A 17,501-nucleotide genomic window follows, 5' to 3' on the forward strand; every position below is an offset into this window, starting at 1 on the left:
GCGGGTCGGGGACGGGGCCGGCGTACCCGGACGCCTACGGCGTCGTCGATGCCTCCGGGGCCTTCGGCCGGCCCTTCCCGTACAGCCACTCGTCCCAGACCTCTCTCAGGTCGTGGCCCGTCTTCTGCTGCGCGTAGGCGGTGAAGTCGGCCGTGCTCGCGTTCCCGTGCCGGTGGTCGGCGGCCCAGCCCCGGACCATGGCGAAGAACTTCTCGTCGCCGACCTCCTGCCGGACCCGCTGCAGCACCATCGCCCCGCGCCCGTACACCGGGGACGCCGAGATCTCCTTCGGGCCCGGCGGGGCGGCCGGCGGGAAGGCGTCCCAGTCCGAGCCCGCCTCGGCGTCGACCTCGGTGTCCCCGTCGAGGTAGGCGTCGAAGTGCTGCTGTGCGGTCGGCCCGCCGTGGTCCTCGGACCACAGCCACTCGGCGTAGGTCGCGAAGCCCTCGTTGAGCCACATGTCCTTCCAGGACTTGGGCGACACCGAGTCCCCGAACCACTGGTGCGCCAGCTCGTGCAGGACCAGCTCCGCGCTGTCGGGTGCCCCCGAGAACACCGGCCGGGTCTGCGTCTCCAGCGCGTAGCGGAGGGTGCCCGCGGGCAGCACGGTCGCGCCCGTCGCGGAGAAGGGGTACGGGCCGAACCGCCCGATGCCCCACTCCACCATCTCCGGCAGCCGCGCGATCGCGGCCTCGCCCGCCGTCTCCCCGCGCGCGACCGCCGAGTAGACGGGGATCCCGGAGGCGGTGCGTCCGGTCGTCACCTTGAACTTCCCCACGGCCACCGTCGCCAGGTAGCTCGCCATCGGCTCCGCGGAGTGCCAGGCGAACACGGTCCGCCCGTCGTCCTCCTGCGTCCGGGAACGCAGCTCGCCGTTGGCCACGGCCTCGTACCCCTTGGGCACGGTCACCGTGATGTCGTAGGTGGCCTTGTCGCTCGGGTGGTGGTTCCCCGGGAACCAGGCCATCGACCCGACCGGTTCGCCGACACCGACCGCGCCCGCGTCGTCCGGGGTGGCGATCCACCCCTCCTGGGACCCGTCCGGGTCGGTGACGGGCCTCGGCCGGCCGGAGTAGTCCACCTCCGTACGGAAGACCTCCCCGCGCTCGAGGTCCTCGGCGGGGCGCACCGTCAGCTCGTTGCCGGTGCGGTTGAACCGGGCGCCTTCGTCCTGCACCCACACCCCCTCGACGTCGAGGCCGCTGAGATCGAGGTTGAAGGAGCTGAGCCCCTGCTCGGCACGGGCGGTGATGACGGCGGTGCCGTGCAGCTGCCCGTCGGCCGGGTCGTAGTCGAGGTCCAGGGAGTAGTGCTCGACCTGGTAACCGCCGTTGCCGGCCTTGGGGAAGAACGGGTCGCGCACCCCCGACGCACCCGGCCGCCCCTGCACGGTCTCCCCCGTACAGCCCGTGGTGAGGGCGAGCAGGGCGGCGACGGCGAGGGCGGCGAGGCGGGAGAGAACGCGGTGATCCACGCGTTCGAGACTACGTCCCCCGACGCGGCTACTTGTCGAGCGCGTCCACACCGGCCTTGGCGAACTTCTCGTCCAGGTCACCGCTCGGGGCGCCGGCCACGCCGATGCCCGCGACCGGGGCGCCCTTGGCCTGGACGGGGGCGCCGCCGCCGAGGAAGAGGGTGCCGGGGATGTCCTTCAGGTTCGGGGTCTGCGCGAGGCGGCCGACGAGCACCGAGGTCGGGGCGTTCCAGGACACGGCGGTGTAGGCCTTGCGCTGGGCCGATTCGTAGGACTGCGGGCCCGCGCCGTCGCCGCGCAGCGTGACGATGGTGTTGCCGTTGCGGTCCACCACGGCGACGGTCACCTTCTGGTTCTCCTTCTCCGCGGCGTCCAGCGCGGCCTGGGCGGCGCGGGTGGCGGCGTCGACGGTGAGGTGCGTGGAGGTGGTGAAGTTCTTGTCGCCGTCCTTCTTCGCCACGGCGGCCGGGGCGGCGGCCGGGGCGGCGTTGGCGCTGACCGCGCCGAGGGCTCCGGCGCCGAGAGCGACGGCGAGGGCGGTACCGGTGAGAACGCGGGTGCGGGTGTTCATGTCTGCTGCTCCTGTGAACGTCGGCACGGCGGGCTGTCCTGCCGTTGCTCCAACCCTCTCCCCGCCACCCCCACCACCCCGTCCCCGTACCGGCTCCCAACCGGCACCCCACCGGCTGACCCGAGGGTCAACCGATCGGCTGATGCGCCCCACCCCCACAACCCGCTTACCTGAACCCCGGCCCGCCCCCGCCCACCCCAACGACACCCACCCGGCCACACCACCCCCGGCCGGAGCCACCGCCAACCGGGCCGCCCCCAACCGGGAGCCACCCCCAACCGGGCCAACTCCGACTAGACCCACTCCCAGCCCCTCCGGCCGGAGCCACCCCCAGCCGTCCGGCGTTTGAGGACCGGGGTCTGGGGCGGAGCCCCAGGGGCTTCGGGCGCAGCCCGGGCCGGCGGGTCAGGGCGCAGCCCTGGGAACGGTGGAAGGGAGGGTAGGGGAAGGCCCCGCGCAGCGGCACCACCCGCGCCGACCGGCACCGGACCCCGGGGACCCGGCACCATGGACACACCCCCACCCAGGAGCACCCCCGTGACCCGCACGACCCCACCGAGCCCCGCGGCGCAGACGCAGACGCAGGCGCAGACCCAGGCCCCTGCCCAGGCCCACCCACAGGCCCCAACCCCCCCGCCAAAAGACACCCGCGCGCTCGCCACGGTCATGCACACCGCCTTCTTCCTCCTCCTCGGCGCCTCCGTGGCCCGCTTCCTCCTCCGCCACCCGGACGAACCCCGCACCCCGTGGATCATCGCCCTCGGCATCACCCTGGCCCTGCTCTACGTACTGGGTCCCGCCCTCGGCGCCACCGCCCCCACCGTGCGCCGCCTCCTCTGGCTGGGCCTGGTCGTCGCCGTCTGGGTGGTCCTCGTCGTCCTCGCGCCGAGCTTCGCCTGGTGCGCCGTACCGCTCTTCTACACGGCCCTGCGCACCCTCCCGCCCCGCGCGGCCGTGGTGCTCGTGGCCCTGCTCACCGTGTTCGTCGTAGCGGCGCAGCTCCGTCTCGCGCAGGCCTCGGGCGGCGAGCCCTTCGACCCCAACCTCCTCCTCGGCCCGCCGGCCGTCGCCGCGCTGGCGACCGCCGTGTTCGTTCACATGGAGCGCCAGGCCCGGGCCCAGCGCACCCTGATCGACGATCTGATCCGCACCCGCCGGGAACTGGCCGCCACCGAGCGCCGCGCCGGCACCCTCGCCGAACGGCAGCGGCTGTCCATGGAGATCCACGACACCCTGGCCCAGCACCTGTCGAGTCAGCAGATGCTGTTGCAGGCCGCCGACCGCACCTGGGACGCCGACCCGGCCACCGCCCGCGCGCACGTACGCACCGCCACCGACATCACCGCACGTGGCCTCGCCGAGGCCCGCCGTCTGGTGCACGACCTCGCGCCGCCCGAACTCGACGGCGGCGCCGGCCTCGCGGACGCCCTGCGCGCGCTGGACGCGGGCCCGGAGACAGCGGTCCGCTTCCATCTGGAGGGCGCGCCGGTCCCCCTCCCGGACCGCGTGGAGCAGGCGCTGCTGCGCATCGCCCAGGGCGCGCTGGCGAACGTACGGGAGCACGCGGGGGCCCGTACCGCGGCCCTCACCCTGAGTTTCCTGGGCGACCAGGTCGTCCTGGACGTCGCCGACGACGGCCACGGCTTCACCCAGAGCCGGTCCGCCACCGGGGACCGCGGCCACGGCCTCCCCGCGATGCGCGCCCGCGTCCGCCAGCTCGGCGGCACCCTGACCATCGAATCAGCCGCGGGCGAGGGCACGGTCCTCTCGGCGTCGATCCCCCTGGAGCCCACACCATGACCGCCGCGACCCCGAACCCGACCACGATCCTCCTCTGCGACGATCATGTGGTGGTCCGTGCCGGCCTGCTGGCCCTGCTCGGCAGCGAGCCGGACATCGAGGTGCTCGGGGAGGCGGGGAGCGGGGAGGAGGCGGTCGCGCTCGCGGCCAAACTCCGCCCCGACGTGGTCCTGATGGACCTCCAGCTCGGTGACGGCATCGACGGCGTGGAGGCCACCCGCCGCATCACGGCCGCCCCGAACCCCCCGCACGTACTGGTCCTGACCACGTACGACACCGACGCGGACATCACCCGGGCCATCGGCGCGGGCGCCACGGGATACCTCCTGAAGGCGGAACGCCCGGAGGAGCTCTTCGCCGCGATCCACTCGGCCGCCCAGGGCCGCACCACGCTCTCCGCTCCCGTTGCCAGCCGGGTGATGGCCCACATGCGGGGCACCCGGCCCACCCTGACCGACCGTGAGCTGGACATCCTCGGCCAGCTGGCCCGCGGGCTCGGCAACCGTGACATCGCCCGCGCCCTGTTCATCAGCGAGGCCACGGTCAAGACCCACCTGGGCCGGATCTACGACAAGCTCGGCGTCGACACCCGCGCGGGCGCGGTCTCGGTGGCCAAGGAGCAGCGCCTCCTTCCCTGAGGCGGGGGCCGGCGGCATCGTCCATTCGTACGAGATCGCGGTCGTACGCCGCGCCGATCCGCCGTCGGCGGCGACGCGGGAGGCTCGTCAGTGCCCGGTCCCCGCCCGAACCGGCCCGGGCGCCACCAGCCGTGTCGAGAGGAACCTGCCATGCCGACCACCGATTTCGCCCCGGAACGCCGCCGCATGCTCACCATGCTGGGCACCGGCGCCGCCGTAGCCGGGCTCGGCGCGCTCGCCACCGCGACGCCCGCCAACGCCGCGTCGGAGGAACTCTCGACCGGCGCCTACAGCCCGGCCGGCTCGGCGGAGGACGAGCTGGCGATCAACCGCCTGCTGGAGACCTACCTCTTCGCCGTCGACACCAAGGACAAGACGGTCTTCCGGACCCTGTTCACCGACGACGCCACCCTCACCGTGATGGCCCACCCCGACGGCACCGCCGGCATCGTCAAGTCCGGCATCGAGGCGGTCGTCGCCAACCTCGACGGCGCCGCGGCCTGGGGGTACTCCACCCACGTGACGGCCAACGCCTACATCCGCGTCACCGGCAGGTACACCGCCACCGGCGACAGCCACGCCACAGCCCAGCTGGTCTACCCGGCCACCGCGACCGCCGCGGAGACCGTCGTCGTGCGCGGCATCCGCTACCGAGACGAGTACGTGAAGACCCTGGGCGTCTGGAAGATCCGCAAGCGCGTCTTCTCCCCGCTGTGGCAGTACAACGGCACCGCGGTCCAGATCGCGTACCCGAACTGACCCCTACCGCTCGGCGGCCACCCCACCGCACCACGGCCACGGCACGGCGGCCATCCCACGGCACGGCGGCCACCATCCCACCGCACCACGGCTACCCCAGCCCGATGAGTCCCCGGTCGACGGCCGCGCGTACGGCCGCCGTACGGTTCTCCACCCCGAGCTTCTCGTAGACGTGCACCAGGTGGGTCTTGACCGTCGTCCCGCTGATGAACAGGGCCGAGCCGATCTCCCGGTTGGAGCGGCCCGTCGCGATCAGTTCCAGGATCTCGGTCTCCCGGGCCGTCAGCGCCGTGCTCGGCGCCCGGTACCGGTTCATCAGCCGCGAGACCACCGAGGGCGACAGCGCCGACTCACCCGCCGCGACCGTCCGCAGTGCCTGGAACAGCAGGTCGGGCGGGGATCCCTTCAGCAGGTACCCCGCCACGCCCGCCTCCACGGCCCGCACGATGTACGCGTCGGACTCGTAGCTGGTCAGTACGACCACCCGGGGCGGCTCGGGCAGCCGGGCGATCCGCCGCGTCGCCTCCACCCCGCACATCCCCGGGCCCATCCGGATGTCCATCAGCACCAGCTCCGGAGCCAGTTCGCGGACCAGCCGGAGCGCGGCGGCCCCGTCCGGCGCCTCCCCGCACACCTCGAAATCGGGGCAGCCGGACAACAGTGCCCGCAGCCCCGCCCGCACCACGGGGTGGTCGTCCACCAGCAGGATCCGGATGCGTGTCATACCGGGTCCCGGGCCGGCAGGCAGACCGACACCACGGTTCCCCCGCCCGGCGTGCTCTCCACCTCGGCCGTACCGCCCAGGTACCCGATCCGGCGGCGCAGCAGCCGCAGCCCGTCCCCGCCCCGGGGCGCGGCGGGATCGAACCCGACGCCGTCGTCCCACACGTCCAGGGCCAGAGCGGACGGCTGGTACGTCAGGGTCACCACGGTGACCGAGGCTTCCGCGTGCCTGCGTACGTTGGCCAGGGCGCCCTGCGCCGCCCGCAGCACGGCGGCCTCGACCGGCCCCGCCAGCGGCCGGGCATCCCCCTCCAGCCGGAACCGGGCGCCCCGCGTCCGCGCGCACAGTCCGCGCAGGGCGTCGGGCAGCGATCCGCCCTCCAGTTCCACCGGAGCCAGGTCGTGGATCAGCCGCCGAGCCTCGGCGAGGTTCTCGCGCGCGGCCGCCGCGGCCTGCCGGACCAGCTGCCGGGCCTGCCCCGGCTCCCGGGTCCACTCCCGGTCGGCCGCGTCGAGCAGCAGGTGCATGCTGGTCAGTCCCTGCGCGACCGTGTCGTGCAGCTCGGCCGCCAGCCGGTTTCGCTCCTGGAGCACCCCGGCCGCCACGGTCTTCCCCCTGTCCCCGCGTTCCTCCCACACCCGTCCCCGTCCCCTCTCGCCCATGACCCCCGGACCCCCCGGACGCGCCGAGCTTAAATCGAACCGGCGTGCACACCCGGGAAGGATCAGGAACTCTGATTCACCCGGCCGTGAGAGGCGCGCCGCCACAGCCGTGACACCATCGGATACGTGCTCGACATCGGCTACTCCCTCTCCCGGCGCTTTCCCGACTCCCCGCAGACCGACTACCGCTCGGCGGACGTCCACTCCCTGCGCCACGACCTGTTCTGCGGGGACGTCTACCTCGCCGACACCGACGCGGACCGGGAAGTGTCCACAGCCTGGGGATGGGTGCCCGTACTGGACTTCGCCTGGGCACTGTGCGACATCGTCGAGCAGCTCGACCAGGACCCGCGCGGCAGCCGCGCCGCCAACCGGCAGTACGCCGAGATCGACTTCACCGAGTCCTCGGACCGCATGCTCTTCGAGCGCCGCTTCGGCTGGGTCGACGTCGAGGCCGACTGGATGCCGACTGAGGAAGCCCCCCTCACCTTCAGCCACCGCCTGCTGCGCCGCGAAGCCCGGGACTTCCTCCACGACGTGATCGCAGACCTGATCGACATGCACGACGGCCTGGCCGACAACCCGGTCATCTGGACCCTCCAGTCCCGCTTCCCCCGAGTCCCGGCGTAACCCCACCCCAAGCCCCGCCCCCCACCAGGCCTCGCCGGCCGTCCACCCCACCACAGCCCCACCGACGCATATCCGGCCCCACCGACGACGTGCGTCCGGCCCCACCGACGCGTATCCGGCCAAACCGACGACGTGCGTCCGGCCCCACCGACGCGTATCCGGCCCCACCGACGACGTGCGTCCGGCCTCACCGACGTACATCCAGCCCCGCCGCCGCAAATCCGGCCCCGCCGGCACGCATCCGACCCCGCCGACGCATAGCCGGCCTCTTCACCACGCACCCAGCCCCGCCGACCCACATCCGGCCCCCGCGGCGTACATCCAGCCTCGTCGGCATGCATCCAGCCCTGCTGGCAAATCCAGCCTCGCCAGGGGGCCCCTCCCAGCGGTAGCTGGGGGAGTTTGAGGCGCGGGGTCTGGGGCGGAGCCCCAGGTGCTTTTCAGCCCGTCCGGCGCTTGAGGACCGGTCAGGGCCGGGCCCTGGGAACGGTGGAAGGGCGGGGAGGGGACTTCGCCCCGCGCAGCGGCACACCCGCAGCCGGGCCCGCCACCCAGGCACCCGCCGGCCCCAGGCCGCAACCCCGTCTGCGACTGCGGCCCGACCCCGACTCCGGGATCCGGGCTGCGGCCCCGGCTGCGGCTGCGACCCCGGCTCCGGGCTGCGGCCCGACCCCGACTCCGGGCTGCGACTGCGGCCCGACCCCGGCTGCGCCTAGGAAAGGACCCGCAACCCCACCTGCGCAGCCAACGCCGGCGCCAGATCAAAGAGCTGCACCGGACTGATCACCGCCCCCGCCAACGCCTCCACCCCCCGAGCGATCCCCAGCTCGGACGCCGCCCGCAGATCCACGTCCACCATCCGCGCCCCCGAGAAGTCCACCCCCCGCACGACGCAGTCCCGGAACTCCACCCGCTCCAGCACCGCACCCCCGAAGTCCGGCTCCACCAGCACGCACCCCTCGAAGACCACGTCCTTGAGCCGCGCCATGCGCAGGTTCAGATAGTCGATCTTGCCCCCGCGCACGAGCACCCGCTCCAGCACCGCCCCGTGCAACTGCACCCCGCCCAGCCGGGCGTCCACCAGCTCCACGTCCCTCAGCGAAGCCCCCGACAGGTCGGTCCCCACCCCCCGGACGCCGTCGAGCACCGAGTCCATGAAGCGGGCTTTGGCCAGCACGGTCTCGTCGAGCACGCAGCGCCGTAGCGCGCAGTCCATGAACCGGGCCCCCCGCCCGTCCTGTCCCGCCAGGTCCGCCTCGACGAGTTCGATCCCGTCGTAGTCCCCGTCGGGCTCCAGCCCGACGTCCTCCCACCCGCTCAGCTCCGGCAGCCGCACCTCCGGCCGCCGCGCCGCCTTCACCGTGTGTGCCGTCTTCACCGTCTGCTGTTGTTCGTCTCGCGCTCGCGCCATCCCCCCATCCTGACCCAGCCCACTGACAGCCCCGGCCCCGGAAACACCACCGTGCCCGCCCTTGACCTCAACCGCGCTTGAGGTCGGAGGCTGGCTCCATGACGATCACCCCCGTCGGCCCGGCCGACATGCGCGCCGTCCTCCTCCACGCCTTCGGCCCCGCCGAGAACCTCTCCTACGAGTCCGTCGCCCGCCCCGTCCCCGCCCCCGGCCAGGTCCGTATCGCCGTGGCCGCCGCAGGCGTCCATCTCCTCGACACCTCCCTTCGCCGCGGCGTTCAGGGCCCGCCCGCGCCCCTCCCCGAGCTTCCGACCGTGCCCGGCCGCGAGGTCGCCGGCACCGTCGACGCGCTCGGCCCCGGCACCGACCCCGCCTGGCTCGGCCGGGCCGTCGTCGTCCACCTCGGATTCGCCCCCGGCGGCTACGCCGAGTACGCCGTCGCCGACGCCGACCGGCTGCACGCCGTCCCGCCCGGCCTCGACCCGGCCACCGCCGTCGCCATGATCGGCACGGGCCGCACCACTCTCGGCATCCTCCAGTTCGCCGAGCTCGGCCCCGGCTCCGTCGCCCTGATCCCGGCCGCCGCGGGCGGCATCGGCACCCTGCTGGTCCAGTACGCCAAGGCCGCCGGGGCCACCGTCGTCGCCCTCGCCGGCGGCCCCGCCAAAACCGCCCGGGCCGCCGCCAACGGGGCCGACCTCGCCCTCGACTACACCGCCCCGGGCTGGGCCGGCACCGTCCGCGCCCACCACCCCGCCGGCGCCACCGTCCTCTTCGACTCCGTCGGCGGCGCCGTCGCCCGCACCGCCCTCGGCCTGCTCCGGGACGGCGCCGACCACCTCGTCTTCGGCTGGTCCGGCGGCCCCCTCGTGCTCACCGACGCCGACCGGGCCGGCCTGGACGCCCGCGGCATCACCACGCGGGGCGTCCTCGGCCCCGCCATGCTCCAACGCGCCGGCGGCGATAACCCGCTGCGTCTCCTGGAGACCCGCGCCCTCGCCGAGGCCGCCACCGGCCGCCTGCGCCCCGCCCTCCAGCGCTACCCGCTCGCCGAAGCAGCCGCCGCCCACCGGGACTTGGAGAGCCGCGCAACCACCGGCAGGGTCGTCCTGGAGCCCTGAGCGACGCGGAGACCCAACACCGGCTAGGAGGCGCCGAGTTCCGCCAGCGCCCCGTCGGTCAGCCGGTACACCGACCACTCGTCCTGCGGCCGCGCGCCCACGGCCTCGTAGAAGGCGATCGACGGCTCGTTCCACTTCAGCACGGCCCACTCCAGCCGCTCGTACCCGCGTTCCCCGCAGATCCGCGCCAACTCCCGCAACAGCGACTTCCCGTAGCCGCCACCGCGCACGCCCGGACGGACGTAGAGGTCCTCCAGGTAGATGCCGTGCACTCCGCGCCACGTCGAGAAACTGAGGAACCACAACGAGAACCCGACCGCCTCTCCCTCCGGCGTCAGCGCCACGTGCGCGAACGCCGCCGGCCGCTCCCCGAAGAGCGCCTCCCGCAACTGCTCCTCGGTGGCGCGCGCCTCGTGCGGCACCTTCTCGTACGCCGCGAGCTCGCGGATCATGGCGTGGATGACGGGAATGTCGCTGACGACGGCGCTACGGATCATGCCCGCACCCTACGAGTCACCGAGCCCCAGCACCGCCGGGGCCCGGCTCACCGGGCCGCCGGGCCCACGGTCACCGCGCCCGCCCCAGCAAGGACTCCGCGACGCGCAGCTGCACCGCCGCCGGCCGGTCCCCGTCCCGCACGTCCCACAGGCAGTTCTGCAGCACCCGGGCCAGCGCCCACGCCCGTGCCCGTTCCCGGTCCGCGCCCACCGCCTCCGCGAGCGACTCGAAACGCCACCGCACCTCCCGCGCCCGGAAGTTGTTGACCAGCGCCGGCAGCAGCTCGAATCCCGGATCGCCGGCGAGCGGCTTCGGATCGATGGCGAGCCAGGGCTCACGCCCGCCCGCCAGGACGTTGTCGTAGTGCAGGTCCCAGTGCAGCAGCCGCCCCCCGGCTCCCCCGCCACCTCTGCGAGCGCCGCCGCGCAGTCCGCGACCAGACCCCGCGCCCGGCCGTCCGCCAGCTGCGCCAGCGCTCCCGGCACCGCGTCCAGCATCCCCGCCGCCACGTCGCCGAGCCGCCGCAGCCCGGCGGGTGCGGGTACCGCCGTCAGCCGGGCCAGCAGCCCGCCGAGGAGTACCACCGCCCGCCTGGAATCCCGTACGGCCACCGCCGACAGGTGCCGGCCCTCGTCGAGGCGCTCCAGCAGCAGCGTCCCGGTCTCGGCGTCGTCCGCCAGCAGCCGTACGCAACCCTCCCCGCCCCACGCGCGCAGCGCGAGAGCCTCCCCGGCGTTCTCCTCGTCCAGCGCCGGCAGCTTCAGCGCCGCCGCCGTCCCGTCGGCCCGCGCCACCGGCAGCACCAGGGCCGTCACCCCGTACATGCCGGGCCCGGTCACCCGTAGCTCCCACCGCTCCAGGAAGGCGGCCACCCGCGCGGGAAGCGCGTCGATGAACTCCCGCCCCGCCGCGCCGTTGTCACGCAGCTGCGCCCGCGCGAACCGCTCGGGAATCCCGCCGAACCCAGCACCACTCGAGCCGCCCGAACCACCCGAACCACCGGCGCCCGCGCCCTCGCCCTCGCCCGATCCACCCGCCGCACCCGCCGCACCCGCCGTCCACGGCCCGACCCTGGACCTACAGGCCCTACGCCTGTTCGACGCTGCGTGCCGGCTACCGACGAGCAGCCCACGGAGGGCCGAACAGCGCCCTGAGTAACGCCAATTGAGGCACGGTCAGGCATGGTCGGATTCGAGCTAGAGTGGGCATTTCCAGTCAACACATCTTCCCTGGGGGATCCTTGCGCCTCAAGAGCAGCCTCGTCGTCACCGCCGCGGCTCTGGCCACCCTCGTCACTCCGCTCCTCGCCAGCCCCGCGGCCGCGGCGTCCGGCACCGAGGAAACGGTCTCGGCCAACGCGTACTACGGGCGGATGGTCATCGGCTGGCGGATCAACCCCTACCGTCTCGACCCGATCCAGATCATCGCCCAGGACCGCGCGACCGACGGTTACGTCGTCGGCATCCGCCTCGTCACCAACGGTGAAGTGGGCCACAGGGTCTGGTCGATGCGGACCGTGCCCAGCGGCCAGACGAGCGCCTCGTGGAGCACGCACTTGGAGGCAGGCTGGATCGACAACGCCTACTTCGAGGTCTGCAAGATCAAAGCCAGCAACGGCGTGATCGCGAGCTGCGACGCCTCGCGCGTGATGTACAACCCGTTCGACGACTCCTCCGTGTAGGGCGCCCGAAAAGGGGGTGTCACCCGCATGCGGGTGACACCCCCTTTTCGTCTGTCTCCGCCCGTCGGCCCCAACGAGCAGAACGCCCTCTTGCTACGCGGAGGCCCCGATCCCATCACCCTTCAACGCCTCCGCGAACGCTCCCGCGTCGAAGTCCGCTCCGCGCAGGCCCGGCACCCGGTCCGCGATCTTCAGGAGCAGTTCTTCGGTGAACTTCCCCTTCGGCCGGCTGGCGAAGACCGCCGACACCACCGCCGCAACAGCCTTCCTGCCACCACGATCCGCGTCACACGAACCCCCACCTCCCACCCGAAAAAGCGACAAAACACCCGCCCCACCCTAAGGAGGAAACCAAGCGCCCACATCAACCATTCGGCCACCCCTCAGCACCCAAAACCCGACGTCACGCCCCTGGACACCCGTCCGGAACCCCGTGTACCAACTCCTCCATGACGATCAACGGCGGAATTTCCTTCTGGTACGCGACGGACGAGACCGCCCCCCCCCACCCACCGCGCGCCCCGCTCACCGGCAACGCCACGGCCGACGTCGTCATCGTCGGCGGCGGCTACACCGGCCTGTGGACCGCGTACTACCTCAAGACCGCCGCCCCGGACCTGCGCGTCACCGTCCTCGAGCAGAAGTTCTGCGGCTACGGGGCCTCCGGCCGCAACGGCGGCTGGCTCTACAACGGCATCGCGGGCCGCGACCGCTACGCCGCCCTCCACGGCCACCAGGCCGCCCAGCGCCTCCAGCGCGCCATGAACGGGACCGTCACCGAGGTCATCGACATCGCCGCCAAGGAGGGAATCGACGCCGACATCCACCGCGGCGGAGTCCTCGAAGTCGCCCGCACCCCCGCCCAGCTGAGCCGCCTCAAGGCCTTCCACACCGCCGAACTCGCCTTCGGCGAAACGGACCGCGAGCTCTACGACGCCACCGACACCCGGGCCCGCATCGACATCGCGGACGCGGTGGGCTCCTCCTGGACCCCGCACGGAGCCCGCATCCACCCCCTGAAGCTGGTCAAGGGCCTGGCGGCCGCCTGCGAACGCCTCGGGGTCACCATCCACGAATCCACCCCCGTCGCGGAGATCGCCCCGCGCCGCGCCCTCACCCCGTACGGCACGGTCCGCGCCCCGTACGTCCTGCGCTGCACGGAGGGCTTCACCGCCGCCCTCAAGGGCCAGAAGCGCTCCTGGCTCCCGATGAACTCCTCGATGATCGCCACGGCCCCGCTCCCCCCGGAGGTCTGGGAGCAGATCGGCTGGTCCGGCGGCGCCACCCTGGGCGACATGGCCCACGCCTACATGTACGCCCAGCGCACGGCCGACGACCGCATCGCCATCGGCGGCCGCGGCGTCCCCTACCGCTACGGCTCCCGCACCGACAATGACGGCCGCACCCAGCCCGCCACCATCGACTCCCTGACGAACCTGCTCACGTCCTTCTTCCCGGTCCTCACGGGCGTGGAGATCACCCACGCCTGGTCGGGCGTCCTGGGCGTCCCCCGCGACTGGTGCGCCACGGTCACCCTGGACGCCAGGACGGGCCTCGGCTGGGCCGGCGGTTACGTGGGCTCCGGCGTGGCCACCTCCAACCTCGCGGCCCGCACCCTGCGCGACCTGGTCCTGGGCGACAGGACGGAGCTGACCACCCTGCCCTGGGTCAACCACCGCGTGCGCCGCTGGGAGCCGGAGCCCTTCCGCTGGCTGGGAGTCCAGGCCCTCTACGCCGCCTACCGCGAGGCCGACCGCCGCGAAGCCACCACCCACACCCCGACCACAACCCCGCTGGCCCGCCTGGCGGACCGCATCTCGGGCCGCCACTGACGGCCCCGGAGCACACCGAAGGCCCCGGACCCGAACGGTCCGGGGCCTTCGCCCTGGAGCCCCCTGTCGGATTCGAACCGACGACCTACGCATTACAAGTGCGTTGCTCTGGCCGGACTGAGCTAAGGGGGCGCGCGACCCTGCGCAGCGCGCAGAATCGCCTTCACTCTACACAGCGGCGAGTTCCCTCAGCGAAGGGCTTTCCGCCCCTCTAGCGCGTCCGCGGGTACCCGCAAGCGGCCAGCCTCGGGGCCACCACTTCGAGCGGGAGGCCCGGGTTGAGCGCCGAGACGATCTCCTGGGTGACCGGGCCGAGCGACCAGATGTGCCGGACCGCCTCCAGGGGGAGATCGGTCTCGTAGTAGTCCTCGGCGAAGTCGCGGTAGGCCTCGGCCGTGCCCGCCGCAAGGACCTCGAACAGGAAGTCCGCGCCGTCCGCGTCCGCGCGCCCCTCGGGGAACTCCACCGCGCCCGCCCGCCATACGGTGTCGCCGTTCTCACGCCAGAAGACGGTCGTCGCGTGGAGCACTCCGTCCTCGGAGCAGAACGCGGGCTCGGTCAGGAACGGCCGGAACACCTCCGGTATGCCCTCGACCAGACCGGGCCACAGCGCGCCGTCGCCGTCGGCCCAGGGACTCATGCGCGACTCGTGGTCGAAGCCACGCCCGAAGACGCCGTCCGCCGTGAAGACGATCGCGTACTCGCCGCCCGAGCCGTCGTCCATCAGAGCCGCGTCCTCCCCTTGGCCCCAGGCGGGGACGTAGCCGAAGTAGCCGTCGTCCTCGTTGCCGCTGATCACCAGTTCCAGCGCCGCCATCGCCCGGCAGCGGTCGCGCAGCGTCTCGATGTCGGGCAGGGCGCGGGTCAGGTCGTAGATGGTCATGGACGGGATCAAAGCAGCCGCCTCTGACATCCCCTCCGACAGTCCCCTCCGGCATCCCCCTGCGACGGTCGGGGAAGTCACTCCCGTCCAGGTGCTGACAGGAGGCGCCGCTGCCGGTAGCGTCGGCTCCGAGTCCAGCCACTGGACTAGACCTTCCACTCGGACCGTCCGGCACGTTCCTGCCGGTTGAAGGGATTCATCACCATGGCTTCTGTCACTTTCGACAAGGCGTCCCGTCTGTACCCCGGCGGCGACAAGCCCGCCGTCGACCAGCTCGAGCTGGAGATCGCGGACGGCGAGTTCCTCGTCCTCGTCGGCCCCTCCGGCTGCGGCAAGTCCACCTCGCTGCGCATGCTGGCCGGCCTGGAAGACGTCAACGGCGGCGCCATCCGCATCGGTGACCGCGATGTCACCCACCTGCCGCCCAAGGACCGGGACATCGCGATGGTGTTCCAGAACTACGCGCTCTACCCGCACATGTCCGTCGCCGACAACATGGGCTTCGCGCTCAAGATCGCCGGCGAGGACAAGGCCACCATCCGCAAGAAGGTGGAGGATGCGGCGAAGATGCTGGACCTGACCGCGTACCTCGACCGCAAGCCGAAGGCGCTCTCCGGCGGTCAGCGCCAGCGCGTCGCGATGGGCCGCGCGATCGTGCGCAAGCCGCAGGTGTTCCTCATGGACGAGCCGCTGTCGAACCTCGACGCCAAGCTCCGCGTGTCCACCCGCACCCAGATCGCGGCCCTCCAGCGCGACCTCGGCATCACCACCGTCTACGTGACCCACGACCAGGTCGAGGCCATGACCATGGGCGACCGCGTCGCGGTCCTCAAGGACGGTCTGCTCCAGCAGGTCGACACCCCGCGCAACATGTACGACCGCCCGGCGAACCTCTTCGTCGCCGGCTTCATCGGCTCGCCGGCCATGAACCTCGTCGAGGTCCCGATCACCGACGGCGGCGTGAAGTTCGGCGAGAGCGTCGTCCCGGTCTCGCGCGAGGCCCTGTCCGCCGCCGCCGACGCGGGCGACCGCACGGTCACCGTGGGCGTGCGTCCCGAGCACTTCGACATCGGCGACACGGGCGGCCTGACCATCACCGTGAACGTCGTCGAGGAGCTGGGCGCCGACGGGTACGTCTACGGCTCGACCTCGCACTCCGAGGGCTCGCAGGACATCGTGGTGCGCGTGAACGGCCGCCAGGTGCCCGAGAAGGGCTCCACGCTGCACGTGGTGCCGCGCGGCAACGAGATCCACGTCTTCTCGACGTCCTCCGGTGCCCGCCTCTCCGGCTGACCCGTCGCACACAGGCTCCACCCGACCGAAGGGGCGTCCCTCCAAGGGGCGCCCCTTCGGCGCGAGTTCCGGCAGATCGGGCCATTCGGCCCCAAGCGTCAACACTTAATTCGAAAAGCCACGTCGAACCATCCCCCGACCGGGTGACTAAATGTCGCCATATCTTCACCGAGCGCTACTCTCGCCCTCGTGACCCACACTGCCCGCCGTATCGGCCGATCCCTCGCCCTGGTCCTGCCCGTCGTCCTGGTCCTGTCCGGGACCCTCGCGGTCACCATGGTCCCCTGGGCGGACAACACCCCCTCCCAGATCCTGACCGCGTCCGCCGAGGACGTCTCCGTCCCCGCGAAGCCCCGCGCCGCCCAGGACGTGCTGCGCGAAAAGCTGTTGAGCGAGATCCAGCAGGGCGAGCAGCCGGATGACGTGCTCACCCACCTCCAGCAGGAAGTCGACCGGCGGCCGTCCCTCGCCGAGCACTGCGTGGGGATCGCACGCGCCCTCGGGCGTGCCGCGGTGGACGCCTACGGGCCCACGAAGGCCCAGTCGTACGCGCGACCCGTGTGCGACACCGCGTACGCGTCCGGTGTCGCCTCCATGGGCTGACGGCCGCCGCCGCAACGCCCTTCCGCACAAGCACCGCACCGCACCGCACCCGGACACAACGACATGACGACATGACCGATTCCGAGCGTTCCGAAAGCCCCGAGCGTTCCGACCGACCCCACGCGGCCGCGTTCCCGGCCTCCCCGACCCAGGCGGTTGTCCTGGCGGGGGGCCAGGGTTCGCGGCTGCGGCCTTATACCGACGACCGCCCCAAGCCGATGGTCGAGATCCCCGGAACGGGGCTGCCGATCATCGGGCACCAGCTCGCATGGCTGGCCGCCGAGGGGGTGACGGACGCCGTGGTCTCCTGCGGACACCTCGCCGAGGTGCTCCAGAAATGGCTGGCCGGGGCGGAGTTGCCGCTGCGCGTGACCACCGTCGTGGAGAACGAGCCGCTGGGCCGGGGCGGCGGCCTGAAGTACGCCGCCCGCCACCTCCCGCACCCCGACCGGCCCTGGTCCGCGACCAACGGCGACGTGTGGACCCGCTTCTCGCTGCGCGAGATGGCCGCCTTCCACACCGAACGCGGCGCCACGGCCACCCTCGCGCTCGCCCGGCCGCGCATTCCGTGGGGGGTGGTGGAGATCAACGAGTACGGGAACGTGGTGGACTTCATCGAGGCACCCCAGTCCCCGTACCCGGTCAATGCCGGCGTGTACGTCTTCGCTCCCGAATTCGCCCCCCTGCTGCCGGACTTGGGCGACCACGAGCGTACGACCTTCCCCAGCCTGGCCCGCGAGCGGCGCCTCGCGGGCTTCCCGCTGCCCCAGGGGGCCTACTGGCGGGCGATCGACACCGCCAAGGACCTGACCGAGGCGGCAAGGGAGTTGGCCGCGCAGAACGCCCTGTAGCGCCTCCGGGTGGTACGGGGCCCAGCCCGCCCGCACACGAAGAAGGGTCCGGCACGCTCTCGCGTACCGG

The 17,501-nt window shown here is 72.8% G+C and carries 18 protein-coding genes, 1 tRNA gene and 1 pseudogene; 10 read left to right on the forward strand and 10 right to left on the reverse strand.

Annotation, left to right across the window (positions count from 1 at the left end; translation table 11 throughout):
* Nucleotides 1–34: 34 nt before the first annotated feature.
* On the reverse strand, nucleotides 35–1,474 hold the full coding sequence (locus tag OTB20_RS14740; protein ID WP_267817761.1) for a M1 family metallopeptidase: 1,440 nt from the start codon (nucleotides 1,472–1,474) through the stop codon (nucleotides 35–37).
* A 28-nt stretch (nucleotides 1,475–1,502) separates the two neighbouring features.
* The gene (locus OTB20_RS14745; RefSeq protein WP_267817764.1) at nucleotides 1,503–2,045 is read right to left on the reverse strand and encodes a GlcG/HbpS family heme-binding protein; all 543 of its coding nucleotides are present in this window, start codon (nucleotides 2,043–2,045) and stop codon (nucleotides 1,503–1,505) included.
* Nucleotides 2,046–2,711: 666 nt separating this feature from the next.
* Here OTB20_RS14745 and OTB20_RS14750 point away from each other — a divergent pair.
* From OTB20_RS14750 to OTB20_RS14760, 3 genes are all read left to right on the forward strand, one after another.
* Nucleotides 2,712–3,845: a sensor histidine kinase gene (locus OTB20_RS14750; RefSeq protein ID WP_267817899.1), complete on the forward strand. Its 1,134-nt coding sequence runs from the start codon at nucleotides 2,712–2,714 to the stop codon at nucleotides 3,843–3,845.
* Complete coding sequence (locus OTB20_RS14755; protein WP_267817765.1) at nucleotides 3,842–4,483, forward strand: response regulator; 642 nt, start codon at nucleotides 3,842–3,844, stop codon at nucleotides 4,481–4,483. Before OTB20_RS14750 ends, OTB20_RS14755 begins: the two co-directional genes overlap by 4 nt.
* A 150-nt stretch (nucleotides 4,484–4,633) precedes the next feature.
* Nucleotides 4,634–5,242 carry a nuclear transport factor 2 family protein gene (locus OTB20_RS14760; protein ID WP_267817766.1) on the forward strand — a complete coding sequence of 203 codons (609 nt, stop codon included), beginning with the start codon at nucleotides 4,634–4,636 and terminating at the stop codon, nucleotides 5,240–5,242.
* A 91-nt stretch (nucleotides 5,243–5,333) separates the two neighbouring features.
* On the opposite strand, the gene OTB20_RS14765 is transcribed toward OTB20_RS14760, so the two are convergent.
* Nucleotides 5,334–5,966: a response regulator gene (locus tag OTB20_RS14765; RefSeq protein ID WP_267817767.1), complete on the reverse strand. Its 633-nt coding sequence runs from the start codon at nucleotides 5,964–5,966 to the stop codon at nucleotides 5,334–5,336.
* Nucleotides 5,963–6,628, reverse strand: a complete 666-nt coding sequence (locus OTB20_RS14770; RefSeq protein ID WP_267817768.1) for a sensor histidine kinase — start codon at nucleotides 6,626–6,628, stop codon at nucleotides 5,963–5,965. The genes OTB20_RS14765 and OTB20_RS14770 overlap by 4 nt, the downstream gene beginning before the upstream one ends.
* A 126-nt stretch (nucleotides 6,629–6,754) precedes the next feature.
* Between OTB20_RS14770 and OTB20_RS14775 the strand changes: the two genes are divergently transcribed.
* Nucleotides 6,755–7,258, forward strand: coding sequence for a hypothetical protein (locus tag OTB20_RS14775; RefSeq protein ID WP_267754070.1), 504 nt, complete (start codon nucleotides 6,755–6,757; stop codon nucleotides 7,256–7,258).
* Between the two features lie 712 nt (nucleotides 7,259–7,970).
* On the opposite strand, the gene OTB20_RS14780 is transcribed toward OTB20_RS14775, so the two are convergent.
* On the reverse strand, nucleotides 7,971–8,669 hold the full coding sequence (locus OTB20_RS14780; protein WP_267817770.1) for a pentapeptide repeat-containing protein: 699 nt from the start codon (nucleotides 8,667–8,669) through the stop codon (nucleotides 7,971–7,973).
* 128 nt (nucleotides 8,670–8,797) lie between these two features.
* Here OTB20_RS14780 and OTB20_RS14785 point away from each other — a divergent pair, with 128 nt between their 5' ends.
* Entirely contained in the window at nucleotides 8,798–9,790 is a 993-nt protein-coding gene (locus tag OTB20_RS14785; protein ID WP_267817901.1) for a zinc-binding dehydrogenase, read from the forward strand.
* 23 nt (nucleotides 9,791–9,813) lie between these two features.
* Here OTB20_RS14785 and OTB20_RS14790 read toward each other — a convergent pair whose 3' ends face one another.
* Entirely contained in the window at nucleotides 9,814–10,287 is a 474-nt protein-coding gene (locus OTB20_RS14790) for a GNAT family N-acetyltransferase (protein WP_267817771.1), read from the reverse strand.
* 70 nt (nucleotides 10,288–10,357) lie between these two features.
* Nucleotides 10,358–11,241, reverse strand: a pseudogene (locus OTB20_RS14795) (aminoglycoside phosphotransferase family protein).
* A gap of 287 nt (nucleotides 11,242–11,528) precedes the next feature.
* On the opposite strand from OTB20_RS14795, the gene OTB20_RS14800 reads away from it, so the two are divergent.
* Complete coding sequence (locus OTB20_RS14800) at nucleotides 11,529–11,969, forward strand: hypothetical protein (protein ID WP_267817772.1); 441 nt, start codon at nucleotides 11,529–11,531, stop codon at nucleotides 11,967–11,969.
* Between the two features lie 93 nt (nucleotides 11,970–12,062).
* On the opposite strand, the gene OTB20_RS14805 is transcribed toward OTB20_RS14800, so the two are convergent.
* Nucleotides 12,063–12,221 (reverse strand): hypothetical protein, encoded by a 159-nt coding sequence (locus OTB20_RS14805; RefSeq protein WP_267817774.1) that lies wholly within the window; start codon nucleotides 12,219–12,221, stop codon nucleotides 12,063–12,065.
* Between the two features lie 197 nt (nucleotides 12,222–12,418).
* On the opposite strand from OTB20_RS14805, the gene OTB20_RS14810 reads away from it, so the two are divergent.
* A complete protein-coding gene (locus OTB20_RS14810; RefSeq protein WP_267817775.1) occupies nucleotides 12,419–13,801 on the forward strand; it encodes an NAD(P)/FAD-dependent oxidoreductase in 1,383 nt (460 codons plus the stop codon).
* A 54-nt stretch (nucleotides 13,802–13,855) separates the two neighbouring features.
* Here OTB20_RS14810 and OTB20_RS14815 read toward each other — a convergent pair.
* A tRNA-Thr gene (locus OTB20_RS14815) sits at nucleotides 13,856–13,933 on the reverse strand.
* Nucleotides 13,934–14,012: 79 nt separating this feature from the next.
* Nucleotides 14,013–14,684 carry a hypothetical protein gene (locus OTB20_RS14820; RefSeq protein WP_267817776.1) on the reverse strand — a complete coding sequence of 224 codons (672 nt, stop codon included), beginning with the start codon at nucleotides 14,682–14,684 and terminating at the stop codon, nucleotides 14,013–14,015.
* A 204-nt stretch (nucleotides 14,685–14,888) separates the two neighbouring features.
* Here OTB20_RS14820 and OTB20_RS14825 point away from each other — a divergent pair, with 204 nt between their 5' ends.
* The 3 genes from OTB20_RS14825 to OTB20_RS14835 all read left to right on the forward strand — a co-directional run bounded on the left by OTB20_RS14825 (nucleotide 14,889) and on the right by OTB20_RS14835 (nucleotide 17,431).
* Entirely contained in the window at nucleotides 14,889–15,977 is a 1,089-nt protein-coding gene (locus OTB20_RS14825) for an ABC transporter ATP-binding protein (RefSeq protein WP_267817777.1), read from the forward strand.
* Between the two features lie 189 nt (nucleotides 15,978–16,166).
* Entirely contained in the window at nucleotides 16,167–16,580 is a 414-nt protein-coding gene (locus tag OTB20_RS14830) for a hypothetical protein (protein ID WP_267754054.1), read from the forward strand.
* 71 nt (nucleotides 16,581–16,651) lie between these two features.
* Nucleotides 16,652–17,431, forward strand: coding sequence for a nucleotidyltransferase family protein (locus OTB20_RS14835; protein WP_267817778.1), 780 nt, complete (start codon nucleotides 16,652–16,654; stop codon nucleotides 17,429–17,431).
* The last annotated feature ends 70 nt before the right edge of the window (nucleotides 17,432–17,501 follow it).

Source organism: Streptomyces sp. H27-H1, assembly GCF_026627445.1.
Taxonomy (GTDB): Bacteria; Actinomycetota; Actinomycetes; order Streptomycetales; family Streptomycetaceae; genus Streptomyces.